Source organism: Bartonella japonica (assembly GCF_040545385.1).
GTDB lineage: Bacteria > Pseudomonadota > Alphaproteobacteria > Rhizobiales > Rhizobiaceae > Bartonella > Bartonella japonica.
Window position 1 is genome coordinate 12,697 of the sequence record NZ_JBEPLT010000008.1, and the last position, 17,368, is coordinate 30,064.

Annotated in this window: 15 protein-coding genes; 11 read left to right on the forward strand and 4 right to left on the reverse strand. The window is 36.6% G+C overall.

Going from position 1 to position 17,368, the window contains the following annotated elements; translation table 11 throughout:
* The first annotated feature begins 1,010 nt into the window (after window positions 1–1,010).
* Together ABID39_RS04625 and ABID39_RS04630 are read left to right on the forward strand one after the other, a co-directional pair.
* Window positions 1,011–1,688, forward strand: coding sequence for a nitroreductase (locus ABID39_RS04625; protein ID WP_354186519.1), 678 nt, complete (start codon window positions 1,011–1,013; stop codon window positions 1,686–1,688).
* 347 nt (window positions 1,689–2,035) lie between these two features.
* Window positions 2,036–3,433 (forward strand): L-serine ammonia-lyase, encoded by a 1,398-nt coding sequence (locus ABID39_RS04630; protein ID WP_354186521.1) that lies wholly within the window; start codon window positions 2,036–2,038, stop codon window positions 3,431–3,433.
* 864 nt (window positions 3,434–4,297) lie between these two features.
* On the opposite strand, the gene ABID39_RS04635 is transcribed toward ABID39_RS04630, so the two are convergent.
* Window positions 4,298–4,576, reverse strand: coding sequence for a hypothetical protein (locus ABID39_RS04635; RefSeq protein WP_354186523.1), 279 nt, complete (start codon window positions 4,574–4,576; stop codon window positions 4,298–4,300).
* A 31-nt stretch (window positions 4,577–4,607) separates the two neighbouring features.
* The gene (locus ABID39_RS04640; protein ID WP_354186525.1) at window positions 4,608–5,957 is read right to left on the reverse strand and encodes an SPOR domain-containing protein; all 1,350 of its coding nucleotides are present in this window, start codon (window positions 5,955–5,957) and stop codon (window positions 4,608–4,610) included.
* Window positions 5,958–6,194: 237 nt separating this feature from the next.
* Between ABID39_RS04640 and clpS the strand changes: the two genes are divergently transcribed.
* A complete protein-coding gene (clpS, locus tag ABID39_RS04645) occupies window positions 6,195–6,584 on the forward strand; it encodes an ATP-dependent Clp protease adapter ClpS (protein WP_354186620.1) in 390 nt (129 codons plus the stop codon).
* Window positions 6,585–6,590: 6 nt separating this feature from the next.
* A complete protein-coding gene (gene clpA / locus ABID39_RS04650; RefSeq protein ID WP_354186528.1) occupies window positions 6,591–8,942 on the forward strand; it encodes an ATP-dependent Clp protease ATP-binding subunit ClpA in 2,352 nt (783 codons plus the stop codon).
* A gap of 7 nt (window positions 8,943–8,949) precedes the next feature.
* Here the strand turns inward: clpA and ABID39_RS04655 are convergent, their stop codons facing one another.
* A complete protein-coding gene (locus ABID39_RS04655) occupies window positions 8,950–9,372 on the reverse strand; it encodes an HIT family protein (RefSeq protein WP_354186530.1) in 423 nt (140 codons plus the stop codon).
* A 156-nt stretch (window positions 9,373–9,528) separates the two neighbouring features.
* A complete protein-coding gene (locus ABID39_RS04660; RefSeq protein WP_354186532.1) occupies window positions 9,529–9,990 on the reverse strand; it encodes a RidA family protein in 462 nt (153 codons plus the stop codon).
* Between the two features lie 142 nt (window positions 9,991–10,132).
* On the opposite strand from ABID39_RS04660, the gene ABID39_RS04665 reads away from it, so the two are divergent.
* The 7 genes from ABID39_RS04665 to rseP all read left to right on the forward strand — a co-directional run bounded on the left by ABID39_RS04665 (window position 10,133) and on the right by rseP (window position 17,178).
* Window positions 10,133–10,957, forward strand: coding sequence for a cell envelope integrity EipB family protein (locus ABID39_RS04665; protein WP_354186534.1), 825 nt, complete (start codon window positions 10,133–10,135; stop codon window positions 10,955–10,957).
* Between the two features lie 158 nt (window positions 10,958–11,115).
* A complete protein-coding gene (gene rpsB / locus ABID39_RS04670) occupies window positions 11,116–11,916 on the forward strand; it encodes a 30S ribosomal protein S2 (RefSeq protein WP_354186536.1) in 801 nt (266 codons plus the stop codon).
* Between the two features lie 102 nt (window positions 11,917–12,018).
* Window positions 12,019–12,942 (forward strand): translation elongation factor Ts, encoded by a 924-nt coding sequence (gene tsf / locus ABID39_RS04675; RefSeq protein WP_354186538.1) that lies wholly within the window; start codon window positions 12,019–12,021, stop codon window positions 12,940–12,942.
* Window positions 12,943–13,099: 157 nt separating this feature from the next.
* Entirely contained in the window at window positions 13,100–13,819 is a 720-nt protein-coding gene (gene pyrH, locus ABID39_RS04680) for a UMP kinase (protein ID WP_354186540.1), read from the forward strand.
* Window positions 13,820–13,856: 37 nt separating this feature from the next.
* Window positions 13,857–14,417, forward strand: coding sequence for a ribosome recycling factor (gene frr / locus ABID39_RS04685; RefSeq protein ID WP_354186542.1), 561 nt, complete (start codon window positions 13,857–13,859; stop codon window positions 14,415–14,417).
* Between the two features lie 787 nt (window positions 14,418–15,204).
* Entirely contained in the window at window positions 15,205–16,020 is an 816-nt protein-coding gene (locus tag ABID39_RS04690) for a phosphatidate cytidylyltransferase (RefSeq protein WP_354186544.1), read from the forward strand.
* A 15-nt stretch (window positions 16,021–16,035) separates the two neighbouring features.
* Entirely contained in the window at window positions 16,036–17,178 is a 1,143-nt protein-coding gene (gene rseP, locus ABID39_RS04695) for an RIP metalloprotease RseP (protein WP_354186546.1), read from the forward strand.
* Window positions 17,179–17,368 lie beyond the last annotated feature (190 nt).

Genomic DNA, 17,368 nt, shown 5'->3' on the forward strand with positions numbered 1-17,368 from the left:
AATAGCGTATTTTTATAACAGGTGTTGTAAAAACTTAAGATGATTGTCGTTTTGATCATCTTCGGTGATTTATTATCCTTTATCTATAATAACATCAATGTGTTGTTGCTTGGTTGTTTGTGTATGCAGTTAAAGGAAGAGTTTATTTTCAATATGTTTAAAGTTGAGAATTGTATAAGGGCGGCTACATGTTAAGAAAAGAGGATAGATTATCTTAAAACAAGAGTTCTGTTAATTTTGAATATTTTTAATTTTTTTGAGTACTCTTTTTTCTATAAAGGTTGAAAAGGCACCATCATAAATAGTCAGATTTTTCTGTAATCCAAAAAATAATCGCTTTTTTACTGTACTATGTTTTTTTATCTTAAAGTACTGAAAGGAAGAGGATAAAGTGTGCTGAAATTTTAGTAAAAATAGGTGTATTTCTAATAGCAGTATGATGTTATGAAAACGAAATAATAGAATGTTATTCGATTGATCAGTTGACATGAGAATTTTTGATAATAGCTAGAATTTTTTGTATTTTCTGGGGGAATAAGAGTTTCTTGTGCTTGTTTGGTGTGGGTACACAAGAGTTTATATGAAAGCGGATTATTATAAATTAAACAAATACCGTGTCTGAAATTTCTGATATGTTGATTATAGCCGGAAGGTTATTTGATGAGGAAAAAACTTAAGGAATTAATTGCAGGGATCAATAAAAATAGGCTGATTTACACAAATGCGGCATGATATTGATGATTGTTGCATGAGGTGAAGCGCAAAGAAGGAATTTTTTAAAGATTTTAGCCGAATTGGGAGTTACTCGTTGATTTTAAAGTTTATTTCTTTCACTTTAAGCAATATTCCTCTTATTAAAAGAGGCAGATTGTATTGTTCTCTTATATAGGTATTAAGCGAAACGTTACATGTATAAGCCATTCGAAGGGATTAGAGGATTCGAAGTTGTAGGCTTTGCATGAGCAAATAACGATATTCGGATTCATTTTTCTATAAAAGAAAGTAAAATAATGACAGTTGCTCCTATGAATATTTTTCAATCTATTCTGTCACGAAAATCCATTCGCGCTTTTACTGATCAACCCGTTGCACAGGAAACAATTAAAGAAATTTTAAAACTTGCGGCACGAGCACCATCTGGGACAAATATTCAGCCATGGCAAGTCATTGTTCTTACAGGGGATGTATTACAAAAACTTGGGCAAGAGCTTTCACAGCTTTCTCTTTCAGGTGTAAAAGGAGATCGTGAATATTATTATTATCCACGTCAATGGCGTGAACCATATCTTTCAAGACGTAAAAAGATTGGTTTGGATCTTTATAAAAGTCTTGGAATTCAAAAGGACGAGCAGGAAAAAATGCTTAGCCAGAAGGCACGAAATTTTTCATTTTTTGGGGCACCTGTAGGACTTTTGTTTACAATGGATCATGATATGGAAATAGGGAGCTGGCTTGATTTAGGCATGTTCATGCAGACCATTATGTTAGCAGCGCGTGGGTTTGGTTTAGATACTTGTCCGCAGGCTGCTTTTGCTGATTATCATAAACAAATTCGTATACTTTTATCAGTGCCTTCTGATCGGGATATTATCTGTGGTATGGCGCTTGGCTATCGAGATATAAATGCTCCAGAAAATAATTTCGATACTGAACGCGAACCGATTGAGAATTTTGTACGCTTTATTTAATTCTATTCATAGAATATTTTTATATTAGTGAGCATAAATTTTAAAGAGCTTGAGGCGTTATAAAAATATTTTGGTAAGAAACTTTATCCTTATTGAATTTTGGATTGCATGTTAAGACTTATTTTACTACGTTTAGAACATTAAAAGAATGATTTTTTAGGGTCATTATTTGTTTGAGGTTGGCTATGGAAAGCGCTCTAGAGAGAAAGTGTTGGGTGGTTGCAAGACGAGCAACATTCGTGTTTATTGCTGTCATTTTTTTAGCTTATCTTGCAATTTGATTTTAAATAGGACAAATATGATAAAAAAAACATATACTCAAATCCTATTTAGTTTTGAGGTGGTGAGTGTTTTTATCTGTTTTTGAACTTTTTAAAATTGGTGTTGGTCCTTCCAGTTCACATACAATGGGGCCGATGACGGCTGCTAATATGTTTTTGCAAGAGATTATTGAACGACACCATTCCAAAGCATCTGTTGCTAAAGTCTTTCGTATACGTGTTTATCTTTATGGCTCTTTGGCTTTTACAGGAATTGGTCATGCTACAGATAAAGCTGTTATATTAGGTCTTTTGGGAGAAAAAGCCGCTACTGTTGATCCTGATTGCATGGGAGCATTATTAGAAAAGGTTGCACATGAGAAAAAAGTACAACCAGAAAGACATCCAGCTTATCAGTTTGATTGGCAAAATGATCTTATTTTTGAACGAAAGAAAGTTCTACCTGGGCATGCTAATGGACTTGCGTTTGAAGGGGTTGATGCTAACGGAAATGTTCTCTTGCGGCAGATTTATTATTCTATTGGCGGCGGTTTTGTTGTAACTGAGGATGAATTGAATCGTATGAGTGATAATATACAACAGGAAACATCTCAGGTGCCATATCCTTTTCATTCTGCGTGTGAAATGTTATCAATGGCAGAAAAATCAGGGCTTTCAATTGCTGAAATGAAGCGTATGAACGAAGAAACGAAGATGGAACGTTCTGCTCTTGATACAGGACTTGATGAAATTTTTTCAGCTATGACAAATTGCATTGATAGAGGTCTTTCACAAGAGGGTGAATTACCGGGGGGGTTGCGTGTTCTAAGGCGCGCTAAAAAATTATACAAAACGCTTTTAGAAAATCGAAAGAAAAATCATAATTATCCACTTTGGGCAAATGATTGGCTTTCTGTATATGCCATAGCTGTGAATGAAGAAAATGCAGCCGGTAGTCGTGTTGTTACGGCGCCAACCAATGGTGCAGCTGGAGTTGTTCCTGCAGTTTTGCGTTATTATCTTCAGTTTAATGATGGCGCAGATCGCGAAGGAATACATAATTTTTTGTTAACCGCAGCAGCTATTGGTGGTGTTATTAAACATAATGCATCTATTTCTGGTGCAGAAGTGGGGTGTCAAGGTGAAGTTGGAACAGCGTCTTCAATGGCTGCTGCAGGATTGACAGCGGCGTTAGGAGGTACACCAGCACAAATTGAAAATGCGGCAGAGATTGCTCTTGAACATCATTTAGGAATGACCTGTGATCCGGTTGCGGGTCTTGTGCAGATTCCTTGTATCGAGCGCAATGCAATGGGTGCTGTTAAGGCAGTGACAGCATCTTCCCTTGCATTGCATGGTAATGGAGATCATTTTGTTTCTCTTGATGCTTGTATAGAAACAATGCGTCAGACTGGACATGATATGAGTGAACGTTATAAGGAGACAAGCCAAGCTGGTCTCGCAGTGAATGCAATATCTTGTTAGTGCCTTACAAGATATTGGTTTGTAAAGATATTTTATTATATTGGAATAAGTTCTAAATATCGTAAGCTTTTTTCATTTCAAATCTGTTTATTTTGAATCAAATAAATTGTTTGCTTGCATGCAATAAGTGGAGGGTAGCATATGAGTAAAAATGATTAAAGAAAAGACTAAAAATATCTTTTATGAACTGTCTAAATGCAAAGGTTATATCGCGATAACGTAAGCTGGCAAATTAATAATGGTAATAACGCTGGTTCATTAAAGATGGTGGGGTTCAATAGCTTTTACATTATACCATTTACGAATACTGTCGTGAAATAGACTTTGGAACATTAAGAGAGTTTTTTTACTTTTTAAAATAGGCCTGTAAGTTTACAACACAATAGCATTTTGTTTTGCATGAAGAGCGTGGTCGCTATATTGAATTTGATAAATGCTTTGCGAGTTATTTATCAATAAGAGAATTGCATTTTAGTACTGTTTTGTGTTTTGAAAAGGGAATGCGAGTTTGGAAAAGGGGTTAACCAATTTTATGCAACGTTTATGTTACTTGCACGGATTTATAAGTCCTTGAAGTTTCTTTATTAAGTTGTTCATGATAGACAGTACTCAGTAAAAAAATCTTGCATTTATTGATGGTTGTAAAAAGCTGTTGAGAATAATCTTTAAGACTAAAAGTGAGATAACATTTGGTATTTCCTGTGTGCTTTAAGAAGTAACTTTACTTAAGATGCTGAAAGTATCTGTTTGGGGATCTAAAAAATTGCTCTGCAAAGCTTATGAAATTTGAAGAAAAGAATAATTATAGGAAATGTATAAATACTCTTGATTAACAAAATAATTCTTGCAGAAATTGTTTATAAACTAAACATTCGTTGCACCTAAACGGATTTTAATAGGCACATTACCGGTTTGACTTGCAACACGTAAATGAATGCGTACAGGAGGCATTACGAGACGACGATTCCGTGTTGTTTGGCAAATGAGAAGTTTAATAAGAGATTGTGTATCTTGGGTTGTAGGAGTATATTTTAAACCAGCAAACTTTATTGCAGCATCGTGAAGAGAACGCAGTGAGAGCAGAAATGATTGCTTCAATAGTTTTTCTTTTTCAGATAATGAAGCAAGAGCATTATGTGTCATGATACTATCCTTAATGCGAATCCAAAAATCTTCAGTAAGCTACAGTATAGCAGTTAAAATTTGCTTTCTTTAATGTAGAACAAGCGTTGAATGCAGCGTTTTTTGACTGAAAGCCCGTAAATCGTGCACGGTAATAACGATTTCCGCTTTTTTCAAACAACTGCATATGTGAAGATGTATTTTTTAAAGCAGAATGCGCTGTATTCTTTGCTTTTAAAAGTAAAGTTTTTGCTTGTTCTTTATTTGGAAGAGAACCAATTTGGATAGCCCATCCGGTATTTGTAGACAAAGAAGCCTTTAAAATTTTATTTGTTTCAACGGATACAGCTTTTTGAGGATTAGGGATTGGTATAATCACTTGATTGACAGCGGCTATAGCACTATTAGAATTTCTAGGCTGTTCTGTGAATGCTGTCAACATATTAGAGACATCATCATCGAAATTGGTTGGATCATTTTTAACGGTCGGTATAGGAATATTAGCACCAGTAGGTAGGTTATAGCGTGTAGAAGCCATTATACGTTCATCACTTTTTCTACGACTTGCTTTTGGTAGATATTGGTACAATAAGCTAGCCATATGTTCATCACGTGCATTAGATGATTTACCCCCCATAACAACAGCAACAATAGAACGTCCTTCAAGGCGCATCGAAGTTGCTAAATTAGAACCTGACATTTGTGTGTAACCTGTTTTAATTCCATCAACACCCTTCATTATTTTAACAAGTTTATTGTGGCTATTAATTGTGTGTCCACGGAAGGTAAAACTTTTTGTTTTGAACAAGTTATATTGTTTTGGAAAATCTTTTCGTAAAGCTAATGACAAAGTGGCCATATCCCGTGCAGTGGAATAATTGCGCACATCTGGAAGCCCTGAAGCATTTGCAAAATGCGTATTTGTCATGCCTAGTTTTCGAGCTTTAGCTGTCATCATTTGAGCGAATTTTTTTTCACTGCCACCGAGATATTCTGCAATGGCAGCAGCAACATCATTTGCTGATTTTGTGATGAGCGCTTTAGCCGCAGCTTCTGCAGAAATCATTTGGCCTGCTTTAACACCGATTTTTGTTGGTGGGCGCGTTGCTGCATGATGTGAAATGGGGATCGGTGTATTCGAGGTTATACGGCGCAGATGCATAGCTTCAAAGAGCAGGTACAACGTCATCATTTTTGTTAAAGAAGCAGGATAACGCTTTAGAGTTGCATTAGCTTGAAATAAAGTTTTCCCTGTATTTGCATCTATAACGATAGCAGCGTATTTATCAGGATACGCTCCTTTCGGAGTAGCGCATGACCAAGAGTAAGAAAGGACTAAAATAACAAAAGCAATTGTTACTTTCTTGTAGAAACGAATGATTTTCTGGCAATTAATATACACTTACGATATCCCATTTCTCCATTTACTTTAAAAATTTTGTAAAGCTTCTTTTCTCGCAGCTTATCGATACAATTTAGACAAATGATATTACTAATTTGTTTACAGAAATTATTTTGTAAGCTTTCATTCTTGATTTAAACTTAATCATAAAAGAAAGTTTTTTCTTTGCATGAAGAAGTATTGCAATAGTTACGAAAAAACCTAAGATTAATAAAAGGCGCTCTACGGAAAACAATGATGGTACAAAGACCAAGAGCAAGTTTTATAACGCGTATTATGCACAATAAAAAGGGCAAGAATTTGGAAAAGGACAAGAATTGGGGTGAAAGCAGATACGATTCTATTATAATTCCAAAGATGAGAACAAAAATTCAAAAGCCTAAGTTGTATCGTGTTCTTTTACTTAATGATGATTACACCCCTATGGATTTCGTTGTTTTTATTTTGAAAAAAATTTTTAAAAAGAAGTTCGAAGAAGCAACACATATTATGTTAAATGTTCATCAAAATGGGGTAGGTGAATGCGGAACTTATAGTTACGAAGTTGCTGAAACGAAAATAGTACAAGTTAGGGAGTGTGCACGTCAAAATGAACATCCATTACAATGTATAATGGAACGGAAGTGAGGGATTATGCCATCTTTTACACCTAGTCTTGAAGAAGTTTTGCACCGTGCCTTAACAATTGCTACTCAAGCGCAGCATGAATATGCAACATTAGAGCATCTTTTACTTGCTTTGCTAGATGATACCGATGCAAACTCAGTTATTCAAGCTTGTCAAGTAGATGTGGAAGAATTGCGAGAGCGCTTAACCAACTATATTCATACAGAATTGGAAGTACAGATCAGAACTGATGAGGATACAAAACCAACACCATTTTTCCAACGTGTTATCCAACGTGCAGTAATTCATGCTCAATCAGCTGGAAAAGACGAAGTATCGGGAGCAAATGTTCTTGTTGCAATTTTTTCTGAACATGAAAGTTATGCGGCATATTTTCTTCAAGAGATGGGAATGACACGCTACGATGCCGTGCGTTTTATTTCACATGGTATCACACGGGATGAGGGATTATCCATGTTATTGGAGGGGCTTGAAGAACAATTAGATCAACAGATTTCTGACAATGATGAAAAGCAAACGAGTGCGTTGGACAGTTATTGTATTGATCTCAACTGTAAAGCACGTGATGGAAAAATTGATTTATTAATTGGTCGTGAAGTAGAAATTTCACGCATGATTCAGATTTTATGCAGGAGATCAAAAAATAATCCACTTTTGGTTGGTGATCCTGGAGTTGGAAAAACTGCTATCATTGAAGGATTGGCAAAACGTATTGTTGATAAAAAAGTGCCTGAGATTTTGTCAAATGTGACGATATTTTCTCTTGATATGGGGGGGCTTGTTGCTGGTACACGCTATCGTGGTGATTTTGAAGAACGATTAAAGCAAATTATGAGAGAATTTGAGCAGTATCCAAATGCTGTTTTGTTTATTGATGAAATTCATACCTTAATTGGAGCTGGGGCTACATTGGGGGGGAATATGGATGCGGCAAATCTTTTAAAACCTGCGTTATCTTCCGGAACTATTCGATGTATTGGTTCGACAACTTATAGAGAATATCGTAAAATTTTTGAACAAGATCGTGCTTTGGAGCGCCGTTTTCAGAAGATTGATGTTCACGAGCCTTCTATTTCTGATACAATTAAGATTTTGCAGGGATTGAAGCCTTATTTTGAAGATTTTCATCAGATTAAATATACTGATCAGGCAATGAAGGCATCCGTAGAATTATCTTCACGTTATATGATTGATCGTCGGTTACCTGATAAAGCAATTGATGTTATTGATGAAAGCGGTGCAGCACAAAAGCTTTTGCCAGAAAAACAACGAAAAAAGAGCATAGGTGTTAAAGAAATTGAGGTGACTGTTGCTACTATGGCAAGAATTCCACCAAAAACAGTTTCAGATGATGATCAAAAGACGCTTATCAAGCTTGAAAGAGAACTCAAGCATGTTGTTTATGGACAAGATCAGGCAATTTCCGCATTAGTGTCATCTATTAAATTAGCGCGAGCGGGATTGCGAGAACCAGAGAAGCCAATAGGAAGTTACTTATTTTCAGGACCAACGGGTGTAGGAAAAACTGAAGTTGCAAAACAGCTTGCATCTTCTTTAGGTGTTGAGCTTTTACGTTTTGATATGTCAGAATATATGGAGCGGCATACAGTGGCACGTTTAATTGGAGCTCCTCCAGGTTACATCGGTTTTGATCAAGGAGGTCTCCTGACAGATGCGGTTGATCAGAAGCCTCATGCTGTCCTGTTGCTTGATGAGATTGAGAAAGCTCATCAAGAGCTATTTAATATTTTATTGCAAGTGATGGATTATGGTAAGTTAACAGACCATAATGGCAAAAAAATTGATTTCCGCAATATCATTTTAATTATGACAACCAATGCTGGCGCTTCAGATATGGCAAAATCAGCGATCGGATTTGGCAAAGTGCATCGCGAAGGTGGTGATATAGAAGAAATTAATCGACTTTTTACGACAGAATTTCGTAACCGATTAGATGCGATTATTCCATTTGCACCTCTATCTCGGTTAATTATCAATCAGATTGTGCAAAAATTTATTTTTCAGCTTGAGGCGCAATTGGTGGATCGAGGAATTTGTTTTGAATTAAGCCCTTCTGCGATGGTTTGGCTTGCCAATAAAGGATATGATTCTCATATGGGAGCACGCCCATTGAGTCGTGTCATACAAGAGCATATTAAGAAGCCATTAGCTGACGAAATTTTATTTGGAAAATTGTGCAATGGTGGCATGGTTCGTGTGTTGACACAAAAATCAAATGGGGGAAAAGAAAGATTGCAGTTACAAGTCTCATCTTCAAATATATCTGTTAGTTCAAAAAATAGCAAAACAACACATTTGACAAAAAAACGTGTAAGGAAAAAAAGCTCAACCACTTAAGAGTCTTCTAAAGAGCAGCACGGATTTTTTTTGCGTTCTCTTCCAGTATTTCTGTGGGAGTTATAACACCATTATGGGGAGAAAGTTCTATTCCTTCCATACGTGGTATAACATGAAAGTGAAGATGATAAACGGTTTGTTGACTGGCAGCTTCATTAAATTGCATGATTGTTATGCCATCCGCTTGAAAGGCTTTTTTGACAGCATTAGCGATTTTTTGAACAGCTTTGATAACAGGGAATAATATTTCAATATCCGCATCCAGAAGATTTCTAGAGCCTTTTCTGGGAATGACCAGCGTATGACCTGGTGCTTGTGGCATAATATCCATGAATGCAATGACATCGTCATCTTCATACACTCGAACAGAAGGGATTTCATTGCGAATCAATTTAGCAAAAATATTATTATTGTCATAAGTTTGTTTCATATCAATATTTCCTTTCTTTAAGGTTTAGAATTTTAATTTCAAGATAGGAAAATGCAAAATTCTGTGAATGTTAGATCAAAAAAAAATTGTATTTAGTTGTTATTTTTGGTTGTTATTTTATGTTAGTCGTGCAAGCGCACTGCTATTGATGAAGGTTTAGATTTCTATAATGGCTTCAACTTCTGCTGGAACATCCATAGGAAGAGAGGCAACACCAATAGCGGAACGGGCGTGTTTGCCAGCTTCACCAAGAGCATTAACCAGTAAATCAGAAGCACCATTAGCGATAAGAGGAATATCTGTAAAATGAGGATCTACAGCGATGAAAACGGTGATTTTTACTACGCGTTTTATTTTATTTAAATCACCAAGAGCTGCTTTGGCTTGGGCAAGAATGTTGAGCGCACAAATTTCGGCTGCTTTTTTTGCTTGTTCGGCACTAACGGTTGCACCAACTTTACCGGTTGCTACTGGCTTCTCATTTAAAAGAGGGAGCTGTCCAGAAATAAAGAGTTTTTTACCGCTTTGTGAGGATGTTACATAATTGGCAATAGGTTGCATTGCTTCAGGGAGAGTGATACCCAGTTCTTTTAGATGGTTTTCAATTGCGTTGGTCATAATTTAAACTCCGTAGCTACTCTGTATTATTCATTGCATAAACTATTTTTTGATTTAATGAAATGTATGGTTAATTGAGAAGCGAGACTTTTTTGCCTTATTGGATGATGTTATGGAGCAGGGATAGAATCGGAAGTTAAGAATGATTAGATCATTATTTATAATAATTTTGTATATTGCTTTTTTATGTACTGCGAGAGCGGAAGAATCCATTTTTATTGCACCTCATCGAGCAATTTATGATTTCCAGCTCGATAGTGTTTCTCATGAAATGGTAGTTTCAGGGATGTCAGGACGAATGGTTTACGAACTTAGTGGTTCAGACTGTCAGGGCTATACTACCCGTTTTCGTTTTATGAGTCGTATTCATATTGAAGATATGCCGGTGCGTTTAACGGATCAACAGACAACGAGTTATGAGACGGGTGATGGCCGTACGTTTCGTTTTAATGTTACAGATCAAGTCGGACAAGAAGTTACACAACGTTCTGAAGGTGTTGCTGAGCGTCTTAAGGATGGGATTGTCGTTAAACTAAAAAAACCAAAGGAAAAAGAATATAAGCTGGAAATATCCGAATTTCCCATTATGCAACTGAAAAATATTATTCGTCATGCAAAAGCAGGCGATCATTTCTACAATGTTTCAGTATTTGATGGAACAGATAAAGCGGACAAAGTCCTAAAAGAAAGTGTAGTCATTGGGGAAAAGAGAGTGCAGCTCTCTGATACCGAAACAAAAAAAATAGAAAAATTAAATAAAGAGAAATTTTGGCCCATTACGATTTCTTATTTTGATGATGTAGAAAAAAAGGATGGTTTGCCGGTTTATCGTACCAGTTTTCTCTTATATGAGAATGGTGTTATGCGTGATCTTCATATAGATTATGGATCTTTTGCAATACGTGCAAAGTTGAGCAGTCTTGAATTTCTCGAGGACGGAAAAAATCTCGGTCGATGTAAGCATTAAAAGATTTTAGAAAATAACTTGAAAAAGAATCAAATATTAGTATGTTTACGTCATTCCACACGCGGAGTTTGGGTATTTGCAAGAAGAAATCAGCAAATGTCCGCCGGTAGTAGAATTCTCTACTTTTTCCGCGGAGGTTAAACCGGAAAGGATAAACTATGGCACTACCAGATTTTACTATGCATCAGCTTTTAGAAGCCGGTGTACATTTTGGACACCAGACGCATCGCTGGAATCCAAAAATGACTCCCTATATTTACGGTCAGCGTAATAATATCCATATTATTGATCTTGCTCAAACTGTACCTCTTTTACACCAAGCGCTTAAACTTGTTTCGGATACGGTTGCTCGGGGTGGACGCATTCTCTTTGTTGGTACGAAGCGGCAGGCATCTGATATTATTGCTGATGCGGCGAATCGTTCAGCACAGTATTATGTGAATGCACGTTGGCTTGGCGGTATGCTTACGAACTGGAAAACAATTTCCCATTCGATACACCGTTTGCGCAAGTTGGACAAAATCCTTGCTGCTGAAGCACAAGGTTTTACAAAAAAAGAACGTTTAAATCTTGAACGCGATCGTGAAAAGCTTAGTCGGGCACTTGGTGGTATTAGGGATATGGGATCTGTTCCAGACCTTATATTTGTTATTGATACGAATAAAGAGAGTATTGCTATCCAAGAAGCAAAACGTTTGAACATTCCAGTTATTGCTATTATTGATACCAATTGTGATCCTGATAATGTTACCCATCCGATACCAGGTAATGATGATGCGTCACGTGCAATTTCTCTGTATTGTGATCTCTTTGCCCGTGCAGCTCTTGATGGTATTGCTCGTCAACAAGGTGCGATGGGTGTTGATTTAGGAGCACAAGCTGATGCACCTGTGGAGCCCATTCCTGTGGAGCCTATTTTAGAAACTGCAGTTTCGGAAAGTGCAGTTTCTGAGTCATAATTTAAGCGCCTATTAAGGTACTTATTTTCTAAAGAAAGGGTCATAAGCGTGCATAGGATTTTTTCTCGCACGCTTTCACCATTATAAAACAAAGAGGAAAATATGAGCATTACTGCTGCACAAGTAAAAGAACTTCGGGAATTATCGGGCGCTGGTATGATGGACTGTAAAACAGCTCTCGCAGAGACTAATGGTGATATGGAAGCTGCTGTTGATTGGCTTCGTAAAAAAGGGATAGCGAAAGCAGATAAAAAGGCTGGGCGTACAGCAGCTGAAGGATTAATCGGAGTTGTATCAAAAGGTTCAAGCGCGGTTTTAGTTGAGATCAATTCTGAAACAGACTTTGTTGCGCGCAACGAAGTATTCCAAGATATTGTACGCAATGTAGCGACAGCTGCGTTGGGTACGCAGGGGAGTGTTGAATCTGTTTCTAGCTCTCTTTATCCTGGTTCTGATAAAACTGTGGAGTCCACAATCAAGGATGCAATTGGTACTATTGGCGAAAATATGACATTTCGTCGTTCTGCTAAACTTTCTGTTGAAGATGGTATAGTTGCTACTTATATACACAATAGTGTGGTTGAAGGGCTTGGTAAACTTGGTGTTTTAGTCGCTATTGAAACTACAGGAAATAAAGAAGCTGCAGTCGCTTTTGGTCGGCATGTGGCTATGCATATTGCTGCAACTAATCCATTAGCATTAACAGCAGAAGATGTTGATGCCGGTGCTATTGAACGTGAAAAAGCGATTTTTTCAGATCAGGCACGTCAGTCTGGGAAGCCTGAAAATATTATTGAAAAAATGGTGGAAGGGCGTATGCGTAAGTTTTTCGAAGAAGTTGTTTTGCTCTCTCAGGCTTTTGTCATGAATCCTGATATGACTGTTGAAGCTGCTTTAAAGGATGCTGAAAAATTGATTGGTGCGCCAGCAAAAATAACAGGCTTTGTTCGTTTTGCACTAGGAGAAGGTGTGGAAAAAGAGGAGTCTGATTTTTATGCAGAGGTTGCAGCGGCTGCAAAAGGGTAGCTATTCGTAAATGATTGTTAGAGGTTTGAATGCATATCATTGAGTGTGTAGTCATTGGTATGTGAAGTTATGATTGTTGAAAGGGCATCACGTGATAAAGTGTTGCCCTTAGTAAACTTAAAAGTGAAGAGTACCTGTGCTTTTTGGGAGTTTATCAATGACATTAGCACTTCAATATAAACGTATTCTTTTAAAAGTTTCAGGTGAAGCTCTCATGGGGGGGCAAAGCTTTGGAATTGATGTTTCTGTTGTAGATCGTATTGCTGCTGATATTGCTGAAGTGCGAGCAATGGGTGTGGAAGTTGCTATTGTTATAGGTGGAGGCAATATTTTTCGTGGAGTTGCTGTTGCTTCACATGGTGGGGATCGTGTAACAGGTGATCACATGGGGATGCTTGCAACTGCTATTAATTCTTTAGCGTTAAGAACATCATTAACCAAATTAGGCATTGATACAGTTGTGCTCTCTGCAATTGCTATGCCACAAATTTGTGAGAGTTTTTCACAGCGTAAAGCGATAGGTTACATGAATCAAGGAAAAGTCGTTATTTTTGCTGGAGGTACAGGTAACCCATTTTTTACTACTGATTCTGCTGCGACTTTACGAGCGGCAGAAATCGGTGCAGATGTTCTTTTGAAAGGAACACAAGTTGACGGTATTTATTCTGCGGATCCAAAGATAGATCCTACTGCTAAACGCTTTAGTCAATTAACCCATGTTGAGATTTTGCAATGGGGATTGTCTGTTATGGATACAACTGCAGTTACTTTAGCACGTGAAAACAATGTGCCAATTATTGTATACTCCATTCATGAAAAAGGCGGCTTGGCTAAAGTATTAAATGGAACTGGGCAGTTTACAATAGTATCGGAATGAGAATAATCTTCAAGTCGTAATTGAAGGAGATGGAAGTATGAATGTTACATCGATTATGGATGATTTGAAGCGTCGTATGGATGGTGCTATTGCAGCTTTTAAACATGAGTTGGGTGGTTTGCGGACTGGGCGGGCGTCAGTGAGTTTATTAGAACCTTTAACAGTTGATGCTTATGGTTCTACCGTACCTATCAATCAGGTTGCAAATATTTCAGTTCCAGAACCACGGATGCTTTCGGTTTCTGTATGGGATAAAACGATGGTAGGGGCTGTGGAGCGTGCTATTCGTGATTCTGGTCTTGGTCTAAATCCCATCACGGATGGTGTAAATTTACGTATTCCTTTACCTGAGTTGAATGAAGAGCGCCGTAAAGAACTTGTAAAAATTGCACATCAATATGCGGAGCAAGCTCGTATTGCTACCCGTCATGTTCGCCGCGATGGCTTGGACAATTTGAAAAAGCTAGAAAAAGAAGGTGAAATTAGTCAAGATGAGGCGCACGGTTTATCCGAAAAAGTTCAAAAACTCACGGATGAAACTATTGTTGACATTGATAAGATTTTATCTGTGAAAGAAGCAGAAATTATGCATGTTTAAAGTGATTTTATCGTTAGAAAAGGTATATTATATTCTATCTATATAACATTTTTGTGGTTAAAAACGGAAGCTGGTTGGTTTCTTAAGGGCGTGGTATGATATTAAAGGTAGACTGTGTCTTGTCGCAATTATATACTGTAAAGATAAGGTTTATTTGAATAGGGGGTACTCTTTTTATAACCCTGATTAGTGCTTTTTGAGCTATTCTATGAATGCAAATCGTTTAGAAGGGCAGAGAGAGTTTTTTCAATGTATTCTTGTTATGTTGTAGATGGCGATGCTGCTATGAACAAGGTGCCTTAAATATTTCATGGTAAATACTGAGGAAGAAATGAAGAGAAAAGGATAATGCCTTAATCTTGCTATGACTTTCTATTATGAGGGCACAATGGAGTAAACCCAATAATTTGTTATAGGCTCTTTATTTTCGATGCTCCTTTGGTTTTTGTGAAGATAACTGATATTTCGATGGAAAAATGGTCTTATAGCAAGTAAAAATCAGATTTAAATTTCACCATTTACATAGGCAGTGAACAGCTGCTTTTTCGTTTTATGGATAATAGAATATTGGAAAATATGTTTTATAGTTGATCTTAATGTAAAGATTTTTGAAATTTTTACTTCTGGTTATTGGTTTTGTCAGCAGTATCTTGGTACATTAAATCATTTATGGTAAATTATAAAAAAGGTTTGCAAAAATGTGGATATAAAGCAGAGCAGGGAAAGGTTTTTTGTGTGCGTCAATTTTTAAATTTGTATTCGTTATTTTTATTGTTTGGAAGTTGTTTTGTCTAATCTTGCTTATCGTACTCTAACGGCTTTTGTTTTTGGTGTTATTGCTTTGTATTTAACATGGTTTGGTGGCACTTTATTTTTTTTGTTTGCTTGGGTTATTGGCGGTTTTATCCTTTATGAATGGATTAATATTACTAAAGAGAATTGGCATGTTTCGCAAAAAATATTAGCAAGCATTTTTTATTTAGTTTTTGGTTCTTTTTTGGCATCAAGTGTATCAGCTTTGATTATTTTTGGTGTCTTGATAGTTTTTGCAACACTTTTATCTATTAGACCTATAAAAAAGAGTGTATGGGTCTTCTTTGGTTTTTTATATGCTTCTTTTCCAGTTGTAGCTTTATCCTTTTTGCGAGGCTATGAGATGCTAGGATTTCAAGTTATTCTCTTCTTGTTTGCGGTAGTGTGGGGAACAGATATTGCTGGATATTTTAGTGGGCGTGCATTTGGTGGTCCAAAATTAGCACCACGGTTTTCTCCTAATAAAACATGGGCAGGAGCAATTGGTGGCACGGTTGTTGGAGTTTCTGGCGGTGTATTGGTTGCTTTTCAATTTTTTGAAATAAATTTAAGCAGTTTTTTTGTGATATTACTTGCTCTCACTTTATCAATTATTTCACAATTAAGTGATTTGGGACAGTCATGGCTAAAAAGGCATTTTTCTGTTAAAGATTCTAGTTCTTTGCTTCCTGGACATGGTGGTTTTATGGATCGTATAGATGGGTTGGTTGGGGCTGCTTTTTTTCTTTATTTAATTGGTTCATTTATGTTTGATATGGAGACACCTTTTAATCTCTTTTGTATGATTTAGCGAGGAGAAAATATTTTGGATTTTTTAAATCATATAATAGGTGGGGGGAATTTTCTTTTAAGAAGTTTGAGTATTCTTTTCATTGTGATGCTTATTGTTTTTGTGCATGAAATGGGGCATTATTTGATTGGACGGTTATGTGGTATTAAAGCATCGGTTTTTTCACTTGGGTTTGGTCCAAAACTATTTGGTTATACAGATAAATGTGGTACACAATGGCGTTTAGGACTTATTCCCTTAGGTGGGTATGTAAAGTTTATTGGAGAAGAAGTAGATGCGTCATCATCTCATTCTTTTTCGGTTGTTGATGGTTCATTTGCTTGTGCACACGCTTGGAAAAAAGCAGTAACTGTCTTTGCGGGTCCTTTATTCAATGCCCTTTTTACTGTTGTTATTTTAACATTTTTTTTCTTTATTTATGGTCGTGCAGCCATTGAGCCAGTCGTTGGTTCTTTGGTAAAAGATTCTCCTGCTGTTCAGGCTGGTTTGAAATTGGGTGACCGCTTTATTGAGCTGGATGGGCGACAAGTTGAGAGTTTTGAAGATTTGATGAATTATGTCACTTTTCATGGTGAAAATCCTATAGCGTTTAAAATAGAACGCAGGGGGCAAGTCTTTACGACAGTAATTACACCCAAAATAGTTGAAAGAGATGATGGATTTGGTAATCGGATTCAAAGCGGTATGATAGGTGTAGGTGTGCCTGTCGATCCCAATAATCTTACACGCTTAGATCCAGCTTATGTAAAGCATATTCGTTATGATTTTAGTGCAGCTGTGAGAAAAGCATTAGAACGCACTGCGTTTATTGTTAATCAAACATTTCTTTTTGTAAGTCGTTTAATAGGGGGAAAAGAGGATCATTGTCGATTAAGTGGTCCTTCTAAAACTGTTAAAATTGCTTGGAAAGTTAGTGAGACAGGTTTTATTTCTTTGTTGAATTTTGCAGCGTTTCTTTCGATAGGTATTGGGCTTACTAATCTTTTCCCGATCCCGCCACTTGATGGTGGACATTTATTATTTCACGTTATTGAAGTTTTCACGAAGAGACCAATATCTGCTGAAATCCAAGAAATTATTTTTCGCTTAGGTTTTTTTATTGTTCTCTTATTTATGATTTTTGCGTTCTTTAATGATTATTTTTGTTGGTTCAGCTAATAAATTATAGAAAACATTTTATAAATTGGGTAATAATAGAAAAAATGAAATTAAAGCTGTTTACCATGTCCATAAAATATTGTGGCATTGTATGCTGTAATCAGTCAATAAGGGGTTAAGAGTTGTTCTGTGAAAAAAAGCCATTATAGCAGTTCGTTTTTTTAAGGCCAAATGTCCAAGGAATAAGATT

Coding starts and splice junctions, on each gene's coding strand:
- ABID39_RS04625 (WP_354186519.1), top strand. CDS start 1,011: ATGACAGTTGCTCCTATGAATATTTTTCAATCTATTCTGTCACGAAAA.
- ABID39_RS04660 (WP_354186532.1), bottom strand. CDS start 9,990: ATGACCAACGCAATTGAAAACCATCTAAAAGAACTGGGTATCACTCTC.
- ABID39_RS04635 (WP_354186523.1), bottom strand. CDS start 4,576: ATGACACATAATGCTCTTGCTTCATTATCTGAAAAAGAAAAACTATTG.
- tsf (WP_354186538.1), top strand. CDS start 12,019: ATGAGCATTACTGCTGCACAAGTAAAAGAACTTCGGGAATTATCGGGC.
- ABID39_RS04665 (WP_354186534.1), top strand. CDS start 10,133: ATGATTAGATCATTATTTATAATAATTTTGTATATTGCTTTTTTATGT.
- frr (WP_354186542.1), top strand. CDS start 13,857: ATGAATGTTACATCGATTATGGATGATTTGAAGCGTCGTATGGATGGT.
- clpS (WP_354186620.1), top strand. CDS start 6,195: ATGGTACAAAGACCAAGAGCAAGTTTTATAACGCGTATTATGCACAAT.
- ABID39_RS04655 (WP_354186530.1), bottom strand. CDS start 9,372: ATGAAACAAACTTATGACAATAATAATATTTTTGCTAAATTGATTCGC.
- pyrH (WP_354186540.1), top strand. CDS start 13,100: ATGACATTAGCACTTCAATATAAACGTATTCTTTTAAAAGTTTCAGGT.
- clpA (WP_354186528.1), top strand. CDS start 6,591: ATGCCATCTTTTACACCTAGTCTTGAAGAAGTTTTGCACCGTGCCTTA.
- rpsB (WP_354186536.1), top strand. CDS start 11,116: ATGGCACTACCAGATTTTACTATGCATCAGCTTTTAGAAGCCGGTGTA.